13 protein-coding genes are annotated in these 12382 nt (G+C 63.9%); 9 read left to right on the forward strand and 4 right to left on the reverse strand.

All coding sequences use genetic code 11. The features are described 5' to 3' along the window. Positions 1 to 107 precede the first annotated feature (107 nt). The 9 genes from FQU74_RS13800 (at position 108) to FQU74_RS13840 (ending at position 9952) form a co-directional block, all read left to right on the forward strand. Positions 108 to 1427: a sugar ABC transporter permease gene (locus tag FQU74_RS13800; RefSeq protein WP_146287055.1), complete on the forward strand. Its 1320-nt coding sequence runs from the start codon at positions 108 to 110 to the stop codon at positions 1425 to 1427. Positions 1428 to 1441: 14 nt separating this feature from the next. Next, on the forward strand, positions 1442 to 2209 hold the full coding sequence (locus tag FQU74_RS13805; RefSeq protein ID WP_146287056.1) for an ATP-binding cassette domain-containing protein: 768 nt from the start codon (positions 1442 to 1444) through the stop codon (positions 2207 to 2209). Then, the gene (gene xylB, locus FQU74_RS13810) at positions 2209 to 3648 is read left to right on the forward strand and encodes a xylulokinase (RefSeq protein ID WP_146287057.1); all 1440 of its coding nucleotides are present in this window, start codon (positions 2209 to 2211) and stop codon (positions 3646 to 3648) included. The genes FQU74_RS13805 and xylB overlap by 1 nt, the downstream gene beginning before the upstream one ends. Beyond that, entirely contained in the window at positions 3645 to 4946 is a 1302-nt protein-coding gene (xylA, locus tag FQU74_RS13815) for a xylose isomerase (protein ID WP_146287058.1), read from the forward strand. Before xylB ends, xylA begins: the two co-directional genes overlap by 4 nt. Positions 4947 to 5063: 117 nt before the next feature. Beyond that, positions 5064 to 5732 carry a transglycosylase SLT domain-containing protein gene (locus FQU74_RS13820; RefSeq protein WP_146287059.1) on the forward strand — a complete coding sequence of 223 codons (669 nt, stop codon included), beginning with the start codon at positions 5064 to 5066 and terminating at the stop codon, positions 5730 to 5732. After that, a complete protein-coding gene (gene flhA / locus FQU74_RS13825; protein WP_146287060.1) occupies positions 5732 to 7807 on the forward strand; it encodes a flagellar biosynthesis protein FlhA in 2076 nt (691 codons plus the stop codon). Before FQU74_RS13820 ends, flhA begins: the two co-directional genes overlap by 1 nt. Further along, the gene (locus FQU74_RS13830; RefSeq protein ID WP_146287061.1) at positions 7804 to 8562 is read left to right on the forward strand and encodes a flagellar biosynthetic protein FliR; all 759 of its coding nucleotides are present in this window, start codon (positions 7804 to 7806) and stop codon (positions 8560 to 8562) included. Before flhA ends, FQU74_RS13830 begins: the two co-directional genes overlap by 4 nt. Beyond that, positions 8559 to 9623 (forward strand): EscU/YscU/HrcU family type III secretion system export apparatus switch protein, encoded by a 1065-nt coding sequence (locus FQU74_RS13835; RefSeq protein ID WP_146287062.1) that lies wholly within the window; start codon positions 8559 to 8561, stop codon positions 9621 to 9623. The genes FQU74_RS13830 and FQU74_RS13835 overlap by 4 nt, the downstream gene beginning before the upstream one ends. Continuing rightward, complete coding sequence (locus FQU74_RS13840) at positions 9620 to 9952, forward strand: hypothetical protein (protein WP_188781588.1); 333 nt, start codon at positions 9620 to 9622, stop codon at positions 9950 to 9952. Before FQU74_RS13835 ends, FQU74_RS13840 begins: the two co-directional genes overlap by 4 nt. Before the next feature lie 10 nt (positions 9953 to 9962). On the opposite strand, the gene FQU74_RS13845 is transcribed toward FQU74_RS13840, so the two are convergent. The 4 genes from FQU74_RS13845 to flgG are packed head-to-tail and all read right to left on the reverse strand — an operon-like array spanning position 9963 to position 12378. Next, a complete protein-coding gene (locus FQU74_RS13845) occupies positions 9963 to 10436 on the reverse strand; it encodes a flagellar basal body-associated FliL family protein (RefSeq protein ID WP_146287064.1) in 474 nt (157 codons plus the stop codon). Between the two features lie 5 nt (positions 10437 to 10441). Then, a complete protein-coding gene (flgH, locus tag FQU74_RS13850; RefSeq protein WP_146287065.1) occupies positions 10442 to 11161 on the reverse strand; it encodes a flagellar basal body L-ring protein FlgH in 720 nt (239 codons plus the stop codon). Positions 11162 to 11170: 9 nt separating this feature from the next. Next, complete coding sequence (gene flgA, locus FQU74_RS13855) at positions 11171 to 11593, reverse strand: flagellar basal body P-ring formation chaperone FlgA (RefSeq protein ID WP_146287066.1); 423 nt, start codon at positions 11591 to 11593, stop codon at positions 11171 to 11173. After that, the gene (gene flgG, locus FQU74_RS13860; protein ID WP_146287067.1) at positions 11593 to 12378 is read right to left on the reverse strand and encodes a flagellar basal-body rod protein FlgG; all 786 of its coding nucleotides are present in this window, start codon (positions 12376 to 12378) and stop codon (positions 11593 to 11595) included. Before flgG ends, flgA begins: the two co-directional genes overlap by 1 nt. Between the last annotated feature and the right edge of the window lie 4 nt (positions 12379 to 12382).

Consider the following 12382-nt stretch of genomic DNA (forward strand, 5'->3'; position numbering starts at 1 on the left):
CCGGGCTTTTCACAGGCGGCACCGCCGCCACTGCGACAAAGGCCTGACAGGGATGGCCCCCTTGTCCGCCCGTCTGCACCCTTCACCCCGTAGTGCCGGACGCAAACATGACCTCATCCACCACCCCATCCCACGGGACTGACACCGCTCAGAGCCCCGTTGCCCGCTTTCTTAAAGCCACCGAGATCGACACCCGCCTGCTTGGCATGGTCGGGGCCCTTCTGCTGATCTGGCTGGGCTTTCACATCTTTGGCGCAGTCTTCAAGGGGCAGGGCTCGTTTCTGACGCCCCGCAACCTTTGGAACCTGTCGGTCCAGACCGCCTCTATCGGCATCATGGCCTGCGGCATGGTCCTGATCATCGTGACCCGCCATATCGACCTGTCGGTCGGTTCGGTTCTGGGTTTCACCGCCATGGTCATGGGTATCACCCAAGCCCGCATCCTGCCCGATATATTTGGTCTTGGCAGCCCGATGATCTGGATCGTCACCTGCCTTGTTGGGCTTGTGGTGGGCACGGCAATCGGCGCCTTCCATGGCTGGCTGGTGGCCTATCGGGGTATCCCCGCCTTCATCGTGACACTGGGCGGGCTTCTGGTCTGGCGTGGCGCGGCCTTCCTTCTGGCGCGCGGCGAGACGATCTCGCCCCTCGACAGCACTTTCTCGCTGATCGGTGGCGGGCCCTATGGCTCTATCGGCGCCACGGGCAGCTGGATCGTCGGCCTGATCGCCTGCGCCTTCATCCTGTGGAAGCTCTACAGCGGTCGCAAGAACCGTGAACACCACGGCTTTCCGCAGCGCCCGGTCTGGGCCGAGGTCTTTCTGGGTGTGCTTGGCTGCGGCCTCGTGATCGGCGCGACGATGCTGGTCAACGCCTATCCCTGGCCCAAGGGCATCGTGAACCAATACGCCGCGGCACAGGGCTTCGAGGTGCCGGCCGAGGGTCTGTTCATCAGCCACGGCTGGGCCATCCCGGTTCTGGTGCTAATTGCGGTGGGCATCGCCATGACGGTTCTCTCGACCCGCACCCGCTTTGGCCGCTACGTCTTTGCCATGGGCGGCAACCCCGATGCAGCCGAGCTTTCGGGCATCAACACCAAGCTGATGACCGTCAAGATCTTTGCGCTGATGGGCTTTCTGACCGGGCTTTCGTCGATCGTCGCCTCGGCCCGCCTGAACTCGGCCACCAACGCACTTGGCACACTGGACGAGCTGTACGTGATCGCCGCAGCCGTCATCGGCGGCACCTCTCTGGCAGGTGGTGTCGGCACGATCTACGGCGCGATCATCGGCGCGCTGGTCATGCAGTCGCTGCAGACGGGCATGGTGCTGATCGGCTTTGACGCCGCCTTGCAGAACATCGTCGTGGGTTCGGTCCTCGTCTTCGCGGTCTGGGTCGACATCATCTATCGCAAGCGCGCGAAGTAAGGGGAGGCAAGGACATGAGCACCAATCCCAACAAGGGCACCCCCCTGGTCGAACTGCGCGACATCTCGATCGCATTCGGCGGGATCAAGGCGGTCGACCACGTCTCGGTCGATCTTTACCCCGGCGAGGTCGTGGGGCTTCTGGGCCATAACGGCGCCGGCAAATCCACGCTGATCAAGTGCCTTTCGGGCGCCTATCGGGCCGACAGCGGCGAAGTCTGGATCAATGGCGAAAAGGCCGAGATCAACAACCCGCGTGACGCCCGCAGCTACAACATCGAGACGATCTACCAGACGCTTGCGCTGGCCGATAACCTCGATGCCGCCTCGAACCTGTTCCTCGGGCGCGAACTGGTCGGCGCGGGCGGTTTCCTTGATGACATCGCGATGGAATCCGAGACCCGCAAGATCATGGGTCGGCTGAACCCGAACTTCCGCAAGTTCAATGTGCCGGTCAGCGCGCTTTCGGGCGGTCAACGGCAGTCGGTCGCCATCGCGAGGGCGGTCTACTTCAACGCCAAGATCCTGATCATGGACGAACCGACCGCAGCACTCGGGCCACATGAGACGCAGATGGTGGCCGAGCTGATCCAGGAACTGAAAAAGCAGGGTCTGGGCATCTTCCTGATCGAGCATGACATCCATGCGGTGATGGACCTCTGTGACCGCGCGGTGGTGATGAAGAACGGCCAGCGCGTCGGCACGGTGAACGTGGGCGATGTAACCGATGATGACATCCTTGGCATGATCATCATGGGCAAGAAACCCCCGCAGGCCTACTGATGTATCTCGGGCTTGATCTGGGTACCTCTGGTCTTAAGGGGTTGCTGATCGATGAAACCCAGGGGGTGGTGGCCGAGGCCGCCGCCCCTCTGGGCGTTTCGCGACCTGCGCCGGGATGGAGCGAGCAGTCCCCCGCCGACTGGATAGCAGCAGCCGAGGCTGTGATGGAGGCTTTGTCCCGCTCTGCGGGGCTGGGTGCGGTGCGGGCGATCGGCCTTTCCGGGCATATGCACGGCGCTACACTTCTTGATACCGCGGACGAAGTGCTGCGCCCCTGTATCCTGTGGAACGACACCCGTTCCCATGTTGAGGCCGCCGTGCTCGATGGAGATCCGATGTTCCGACGGATCTCGGGCAATATCGTTTTTCCGGGCTTCACGGCGCCGAAGCTTGACTGGGTCCGCGCGCATGAGCCCCGGATCTGGGAACGTGTCGCCAAGGTCTTGCTGCCCAAGGACTACCTGCGCCTCTGGCTCACGGGCGAGCATGTGGCAGAGATGTCGGATGCGGCGGGCACGAGCTGGCTTGATACCGGTGCGCGCGACTGGTCGGATGATCTGCTGGCCGCAACCGGACTGACACGCAGCCACATGCCGCGGCTGATCGAGGGCTCCGAAGTTTCGGGCAGGCTGCGCGCGGAACTGGCCAACCGTTGGGGTTTGCCCGGCGATGTGGTCGTGGCCGGTGGGGGCGGCGACAACGCAGCCTCTGGCGTGGGGGTGGGTGTTGTACGGGCGGGAGATGCCTTCGTCAGCCTTGGCACCTCGGGCGTGCTCTTTGCGGCGAATGATGGCTATCGGCCCGCGCCGGATACGGCCGTGCATACCTTCTGTCATGCCTTGCCGCAAACCTGGCACCAGATGGGGGTCATTCTGGCCGCCACCGATGCGCTGAACTGGTATGGGCGCTTTGTCGACCGCGACGCGGCGGCGCTAACGGCCGAACTTGGCGCGTTGCAGGCGCCGGGGAAGACGGTGTTCCTTCCCTATCTGGGCGGTGAGCGCACGCCCCTGAACGACGCCGCGATCCGGGGTGCCCTTACGGGGCTCGAGCACGCGACCGACCGCGCCGCAGGCACCCGCGCCGTGCTGGAAGGCGTCACCTTTGCCCTGCGCGATTGCCGCGATGCGCTGGCAGTCACCGGCACCCGGCTTGAGCGGCTTGTCGCGGTGGGCGGCGGCTCTCGGTCCGAATACTGGCTCTCGGCCATCGCGACCGCCCTCGGCGTGCCCGTCATGCTGCCGCAAGCCGGCGATTTTGGCGGGGCCTTCGGCGCCGCCCGCCTTGCCATGATGGCCGCAACCGGCGCCGGGGCCGAGATCGCGACCCTTCCCCCCATCGCGCGGGTGATAGAACCCGTCACCGCGCTTTCCGACGCATTCGATGCGGGCCATGCCCGCTATCGCGCTGCACAATCCGCAATCCGAGGACTGACATGACCGAGTTTTTCAAGGGCATCCCCCAGATCAAGTATGAGGGGCCGTCGAGCACCAACGAATTTGCCTTTCGGCATTACAATCCCGACGAGGTCATCCTCGGCAAGCGCATGGAAGATCACCTGCGGTTCGCCATCGCCTACTGGCACAGCTTCGCTTGGCCGGGTGGCGATCCGTTCGGTGGACAGACGTTCGATCGCCCGTGGTTCGGCGACACGATGCAGCTTGCCAAGCTGAAGGCAGATGTGGCCTTCGAGATGTTCGATATCCTGGGCGCGCCCTTCTACTGCTTCCACGACGCCGACGCCCGCCCCGAAGGCGCCACCTTCGCGGAGTCGCTGCGCAACCTTGAGGAAATCGTCGACTACCTTGGCGAGAAGCAGACCAGCCACAAGGCAAAGCTTCTGTGGGGCACCGCCAATATGTTCAGCCACCGGCGCTGGATGTCGGGTGCGGCGACAAATCCCGATCCGGATGTCTATGCCTATGCCGCCGCGAATGTGAAGGCGAACATGGATGCCACGCTGAAACTGGGCGGGGCGAACTATGTTCTCTGGGGGGGCCGCGAGGGCTATGAAACGCTGCTCAACACCGACCTGAAGGCCGAGCGTGAGCATGCCGGGCGCTTCCTGCAGCAGGTGGTCGAGTACAAGCACAAGATCGGCTTCAAGGGCGCGATCCTGATCGAGCCCAAGCCGCAAGAGCCATCAAAGCACCAGTACGACTATGATGTGGCCACCGTTTACGGCTTCCTCGTGCAGTTCGGACTGGAGAAAGAAGTCAAGGTCAACATCGAACAGGGCCATGCCATCCTCGCCGGTCACAGCTTCGAGCACGAGATTGCAACCGCCGCGGCGCTTGGCATCTTCGGTTCGATCGACATGAACCGGAACGACTATCAATCGGGCTGGGATACCGACCAATTCCCGAACAACCATGCGGAAAAGGCGCTGGCCTTCTATGAAATCCTGCGCGCCGGTGGCTACACCACGGGCGGGACGAACTTTGATGCCAAGGTGCGGCGCCAGAGCCTCGATCCCGAGGATCTGGTCCTTGCGCATGTGGGCGGCATGGACACCTGCGCGCGCGCCCTGAAATCGGCAGCTGCCCTGCTGGAGTCGGGTGAGCTGGAGGCCAACCGCAAGGCCCGCTACGCAGGGTGGGAAACCCCGGCCGCGCAGGCGATGCTGAAGGGCACGCTGGAGGCCGCGGCCGCCCGCGTGACGGCCGAAGGTCTGGAACCCGAGCCGCGTTCAGGTCGGCAGGAGCGGCTGGAGAACCTCTGGAACCGCTACATCTGATCTTTGCGAAGGGCCGCCTGCGGGCGGCCCTTCTGCTGCCCGGTGCTTACCGGTTGGAAAGGATTCGCGCCGTAGTCTGGGCCCCAAGCGCCCCGCACGGACGGAGAATCCGCCACCATGCCACGATACCCCCTTGCCCTTTTGCTGGCCGCCCTTGGCGCAACGCCCGCAGATGCCCGGCCTGCGGTACTCTGCGATCAGGCCGCGCGGAACGCTGCGCGGGAAACCGGGGTGCCTGCTGATATCCTTCTTGCGCTGACGCGTGCCGAAACTGGTCGGGCGGGCGAGACGGGGCTGGAGCCTTGGCCCTGGGCCGTCAATCAGGCAGGTCAGGGCTACTGGTTCGACAGCAAGGCCGAGGCCGAGCAGTTCGTCGAGGCGCAGCTTGAGCTGGGTTACACCAATCTCGACATTGGCTGCTTTCAGTTGAACCTGCACTGGCATGCCGAGAAATTCGCCGCGCTGCCTGACATGTTCGACCCCGAGGAAAATGCACGCTATGCCGCGCAGTTCCTGTTGCAGAAGTATCGGGAAACCGCCGATTGGGTGCAGGCTGCAGGGGCCTATCACTCGGGCACCGACAGCCACGCCGACCGCTATATGGCGCGTTTTGAAGATGTGCTGGCCGGGATCGGGGATGTCCGGTTGGCTGATGCGGGGCCCATTGTCGAGGGGGCGCGCGTCAATGCCTTTCCGCTGCTGGTCGCGGGCGAGGGGCGGGCCTCGAACGGCTCGCTGATGCCGCGGGTCGGCGGGGTCGGGTCTCTCTTGCGGCGGATGCCGTGATGACCGGGACCAACCTGCGCACCCTCTTTCAGCCCACGATCCTGCTCGCGCTGGCGCTGATGGCGATCATCGCGATGATGATCCTGCCCGTACCAACATGGCTTCTGGACTTCGGGCTTGCCGTATCATTCGCACTGGCGATCCTGATGTTCACGGTCACGCTGTTTGTGGAACGGCCGCTGGATTTCTCGGCCTTCCCGACGATCCTGCTGGCCTCGCTGCTCTTGCGGCTGGCGCTGAATGTCTCGTCCACCAAGCTGATTATCGGCAACGGCCACACCGGAACTGCCGCAGCCGGCCATGTGATCGAAGGCTTTGCCAATTTCATCATGGGCGGCAACCTGATCCTTGGCCTTGTGATCTTTTGCGTGTTGCTGATCGTGAACTTCATGGTGATCACCAAGGGCGCGGGTCGCATGGCCGAGGTGGGCGCGCGCTTTGCCCTTGACGGGATGCCGGGCAAGCAACTTGCCATCGACGCCGACATGTCGGCTGGTGCGATAACCCACGCCGAGGCAAAGGCGCGACGCGAGCGTGAACTGGCCGAGACCAACTTCTTCGGCTCGCTCGACGGGGCCTCGAAATTCGTCAAGGGTGATGCGGTTGCGGGCTTGTTGATCACCGGGCTGAACCTGATCGTCGGGTTGATCATGGGCATCGCAATTCACGGCATGCCCGCCGCACAGGCCTTTGAAACCTACACCATTCTGACGGTCGGTGACGGGTTGGTGACGCAGATCCCGGCCGTCATCATCTCTGTCGCCTCGGCGCTGCTGCTGGCGCGTGGCGGTGGGACAGGCTCGGCGGACGCCGCGTTCTTCAGGCAACTTGGCCAGTACCCCGGCGCGCTTGCGACAGTCGCGGTGCTCTTGTTCCTGTTCGCGCTGGTGCCGGGATTGCCGTTTCTGCCCTTCATGGCTGGGGCAGCGGCTCTTGGGCTGGCGGCCCGTTTCCGTCACAAGGCGCCAGCGCCCGCAGGTGATGTGCTGTCCGATCCAGCCAACGTCGCGCCAAGCCGCCGGCCTATGGGCGATGTGCTGGACTTTGACGAGATCCATATCGAGTTTGCCCCGGATCTTGTGCCGATGGCCTTGTCCCCCGCGACCGGGATCGACGCACGTATCCAGAACATGCGCAACCATATTGCCGCGAGTTTCGGCCTGATCCTGCCTGAGATCCGGCTGACAGATGATGCGCTTCTTCCCCCCGGAGCCTATCGCATCCGCCTGCAGGGGGTTGAGCGGGTGCGAGACCGTTTGCAGCCCGACAAGGTGCTGGTCCTGCTGTCCGATGGAGTAGAGGCGCCCGGTGGCCTGGATGTGCGTGAGCCGGTTTATGGTGCACCGGCGCGCTGGATCGACCCGGACCTGCAAGAGGATGCGGTTCTGTCCGGCCTGACCGTGGTCACCCCGGCCGAGGTGCTGGCGACGCACCTGCTTGAGGTGTTGAAGGCCAATCTTGCCCGTCTTCTGACGCTCAAGGGGTTGCGTAAACTTCTGGACGAATTCGTCAACGTCTCTGACCCCGCAAGGGCCGAAGCGAACCGGAAGCTGCTCGACGAGTTGATCCCCGACCGCGTGCCAACGGATCTCTTGCTCACAGTGCTGAAGCTTCTGCTGGAAGAGCGCGTCTCGGTGCGCAACCTGCCCCTGGTGCTGGAGGCTATCGCCGAGGCGCGCGGCCAACCCACGCCCGAGGCGGTCTGTGATCACGTCCGTCAGCGGCTTGGCTTTCAGATTGTCGCCGAGCTCAAGCGCGAGGATGGCACGATCCCGCTGCTGCAACTGGCGCCAGAGTGGGAAAAGACCTTTGCCACCTATCAGATCGAGGGTGAACGCGGCCTGCGCGACGTGGCCCTGCCGCCCGACCAGTTCAGTCGCCTCGCAAACGCGCTGGCCGAACGCCTGTCGAAAGCGGCCGAAAGTGGCATGCACCCCGCGCTTGTCACCTCGACCCTGCGGCGACGGTTCCTGCGGACGGTCCTGGGCGCCAAAGGCCTGCCGACGCCGGTGCTCTCCTATGAAGAAATCGGGATGGAGGCTCGCCCGGCCCTGATCGGCGTCGTTCCGGCATGACGGCAGAATTGACCGCGCTGATGGAGGTGGCGGGACCGCACGTAGCCGGTCTGCTCGTCATCTTTTGCCGGGTGGCAGGCATGGTTGCGCTGTTGCCCGCGTTCGGCGAGGCGACACTGCCCCCGCGTGTGCGCCTTGGCGTGGCGCTGGCCTTTACCATGGTTGTGGGGCCAGTTGTCGCCCCCCACCCTGTGCCGCCCACTATTCCCGCGATCATTGCCGAGGCGGCCATTGGACTGATGCTCGGCCTTGGTCTGCGGCTGCTTGTCATGGCGCTGCAGATCGCCGGGACGATCATCGCGCAGTCCATTTCGCTTGCGCAGCTTTTCGGCGTGGCGGGTGAGCCTCAGCCGGTGGTCTCGCATCTCTTGGCGGTCGCGGCGCTGGCCCTTGCGGTTGCGGCTGGCCTTCATGTCAAGGTCGCGGCATTGCTGATCGAAAGCTATGATCTCTTCCCTGTCGGCCTTGCCCCCGCCGCGCACGATTCGGCCGAATGGGCCACCGCACAGGCCGCGCACTGTATCGGGCTTGGCTTTACGCTCGCTGGGCCGTTCGTCGTGATCTCGGTGCTGTACAATCTTGCGCTCGGGGTGATCAACAGAGCCATGACGCAGATGATGGTCTCGATGATCGGGGCCCCGGTGGTGGTTCTGGGCGGGATGGCGCTGCTGGCAATCACGGCGCCGATTGCGCTTGTCATCTGGGGTGGGTCGCTGGACAGCTACCTTTCCGACCCGCTGGCCCTGCCGAGATGAGCGAGGAAGACGCCGACGATCGCCAGCATGAGGCCAGCCAGAAGCGGCTGGAATCGTTGCGCTCCGAAGGCCGCATCGCCCGCTCGCCAGAGGCGCTTTCGGCCATTTCGCTGGTTTCCTTTTGTCTGGGCGCAGTCTTTCTTGGCCCTGCGATCACCGATCAGGTGTCGTTGCGTCTGATGCGCCTGCTGTCTGCCGAGGCCGGGGTGGCTTGGGCGGGCAACATGCGGCCCGCAGAGCTTGTGTTGTCTCTCGCGTTAGAGATTGCGCCGCTGTTTCTTCCGCCACTGATGGCCGTCGTGCTGGCGGTCACCGTGATGCGAGGGTGGACCTTTACCCCGAAGAACCTTGAACCGCGTCTGTCGCGCATCTCGCCCCTGGCGGCGGCCGGTCACAAGTTCGGGGTGCAGGGGCTGTTCGATTTCGGGCGTAATCTTGCGAAGCTGGCGGTTACTGCCATCGCCGCCGTCTGGTTCGTTCGCTCTCACCTCAACGCGATCATGGGGGTCGCGCAACTGCAGGGCCGCCAGATTGCCTTTGTGATCTTCGACCTCGCGATGGACTTCCTGATCTTGTCGGCCGCCCTCGGGCTCGTTTTCGGCGCTGCCGACTACCTTTGGCAGGTGCTGCGCCATCGCCGGCAGGCGATGATGACCCGCCAGGAAATGACCGAAGAGCACAAGGAGTCTGAGGGTGATCCGCATTTTCGCGCCCATCGGCGTCAGCGTGGACAGGAAATTGCGCTGAACCGCATGCTGCAGGCGGTGCCCGAGGCCGATGTCGTCGTGGTGAACCCGACGCATTATGCCGTGGCGCTGAAATGGAACCGCAAGGACGGGCGCGCGCCGGTCTGTGTCGCCAAGGGTCAGGATGAGATTGCGGCCCGCATCCGCGAACGTGCGATCGAAGCCGGTGTCCCAATCCACCGCGACCCACCCACCGCGCGCGCGCTGCATGCCGCGCTCGACGTCGGGGATGAGATCGGTCGCGAACATTATCAGGCCGTCGCGGCGGCGATCCGCTTTGCCGAAGCCATGCGCAAGAAGGCCCGGAGGAGATGATGAAGGACGAAAGACTTGCGAGGCTTGTTCAACTGGCGGCAGCCATCAGCGACCGCAAGCTGGGTGCCTATCACGAGGCAACGGCGCGCTGCGCAGAGACGCGCACGTTGATGCAGGCACTCGATGCCTCGCCCGCGTCTGACCTGCCCCTGATCGCAGCCGCAAAGGCGCAACTGGTCTATGGCGTCTGGGCCGACCGGCGCCGGGCGCAACTGCGCGAAATTCTGGAACAGCAGCTTGACGAAGCCAAAAAGCGCCGCACAGAGGCGGCGCAGGCATTTGGCAAGTCGCAGGTTCTGAATCAGCTGTCAGGGCGGCCGGCAGGCTAGCGCCCCCACGTTAGCTATCCTGTCGTCCGATGTCGGTGATCAGCACATCGCTGACGATCCCGGGCAGGATCTGATTGCCCTCTGCCAACAGGTTTTCACGTAGCCGATCCAGGATGTTGCCCTCGGTGAAGGTGCCGTCAAAGGCGCCGGAATTTGCATGATCGAACAGGATCTGGAGAAAACTGTCCCGCAGTTTCGGCTCCTTTGCGTGGACGGCTTCTTCCTGACCCTGCTGCACCTCGAGGCTGAGCGACATCACAACCAGAGACCGGATGCGCCCCTTCTCGACCAGCGGGATGACAAACTGGTTGGTCATCCTGACGTACTCCAGCGCCTCGGGGGTGCTGGCCCCTGCATGATCTGAAGCCTCTGCTGGCGCTTCGATCTCTTCCGGGTGCGGCGCGGGGCGGAATCTCAGACCGGCGCCTATGCCGGCGCCGGCGCTGATCAGGATAATGGCGAGGAACAGGAAGACGCGTTTCATCGGGCTCAGAACGGCAGAAGGATATCGGTGATCTGCTGGCCATAGCGGGGCTGCTGCACATCGGTGATCTGGCCTCGGCCCCCATAAGAGATCCGAGCGCCGGCAATCTTGTCATAGGTGATCTCGTTCTGGCGTGAGATGTCGATGGGCCGCACATAGCCGGTTACGATCAGCTCGCGCAGTTCATTGTTCACGCGCACCTCTTGCTGCCCCTCGATCCGCAGGATGCTGTTGGGAAGCTGCTCGACCACGGTCGCGGCGATCCGCAGTTCCAACTGTTCCGCGCGCGAGATCGACCCGTCGCCCTTGTAGCTGGAGCTTGAGGAGGTGTTCACCGCCTCTTCCATGCTGGCACCCTCCGGAAGGTGCTCGTTCAGACGCTGCGGGATACCGAAGAGGTCGGGAACCTGCATCGTATCGCTGCCCTCGCGGTCGCGGCTGCTGGAATTGGAGATCTCGGCGCTGTCGTCTATCTCGATCACCACGGTCAGAATGTCACCACGCCCCTGGGCGCGGCGTTCGCCGAACAGGGATTCGCGATTGGCAGACCACAGGGACGAGGCATCCGATGGCCGACCCTCAGCGAGGTCTTTGGGGAACGGTGTCGAATACATCGAATGGTGCTGATAGCTGCCTTCGATCGGGGTCAGCTCGGGCGCCTTGCCCACATTCGAAAGCCGTCCACAGGCGGCGAGGCAGAGGGCGCAAAGCAGGATGCGGCGCATGATGGTCCTTCACGGGCTGGAGCGGGTGGAGACAGTGCCGTCGGGCTGAATCTGGCCGGTGACAGTCGTTCGCGATTCAAGGTTCATGACGCGGATGACGTCTCCGGCGCCGCCGCGCGCCATCGCGCGACCCTCGGTCAGGATCGAAAGACCACCCGAGCCATATGCAAGCGGCACGATCTGATTCCGTTCGATGATCGCCGGTGGCCCGATATCCTCGGCGCGGATTGGGCGACCCGCATAGAGCGTGACTTGCGCCTCTTGTCCGATTGCCATTGCTGGGTCGGAAAGCGCACCGGGCACTTCGCTCTCACCCGGTGTAAGGTCGGTTTCCGCAATGATCTCGGTCGCGCGGATGGTGCGGGTCGGCACAAGCGACTGCGCTTCCGCCATGCCGCCTAGCAGGAGTGCGGTATAGAGAAGACATCGCATCAGCGTACCTGTGCGGTTGCCGACAGCATCTGGTCGGCGGCTGTGATGACCTTGGCGTTCAGCTCATATCCCCGCTGCGCCTTGATCAGTTCGGTGATCTCGCGCACGGAATCGACCGAGCTTTCCTCAAGATACCCCTGCCGCAGCGTGCCCAACCCGTCCTCACCCGGCTGCCCCGGCACGGCTGGGCCTGAGGCGGCGGTTTCGAGGAACATGTTGCCGCCGATCGCCTCAAGGCCCTTTTCGTTTGCGAAGCCCACAAGGCTCAGCTCTCCGATCAACTCGGGCTGAACCTCGTCGATGAAATGGGCATAGACCTCGCCATCGGCATTGATCGAGACACTGCGGGCATCGACTGGGATCGTCAGTCCCGGCGCGACCGGGTAGCCCTCGGAGGTTACGATCAGTCCGTCAGCCGTACGCTTCAGGCCCCCGTCGCGGGTATAGCCCGCGCTGCCCGACGGCAAGGTGACCTCAAGATAGCCGCGTCCCTCGATCGCGATGTCCAGATCGCCGCCCGTCTGGGTCAGTGAGCCCTGGGCCAGGACGACCGAAACCGCGGCAGGCCGCACGCCCATGCCAAGTTGAACGCCGGTTGGCAGCATGGAGCCATCTTCGGCCGAGATCGACCCGGGACGCGCGATCTGTTGATAGTGCAGGTCCGCAAACTCGGCACGGCGGGCGTTGTAGCCGGTCGTGCTCATGTTTGCGAGGTTGTTCGAGACGACATCGACCCGCATCTGCTGTGCCGCCATGCCGCTGGCCGCGATCTGGAGTGCCTTCATCTTT

Origin of the sequence: Gemmobacter aquaticus, from assembly GCF_007859075.1 — a bacterium.
GTDB classification, from domain to species: domain Bacteria; phylum Pseudomonadota; class Alphaproteobacteria; order Rhodobacterales; family Rhodobacteraceae; genus Gemmobacter; species Gemmobacter aquaticus.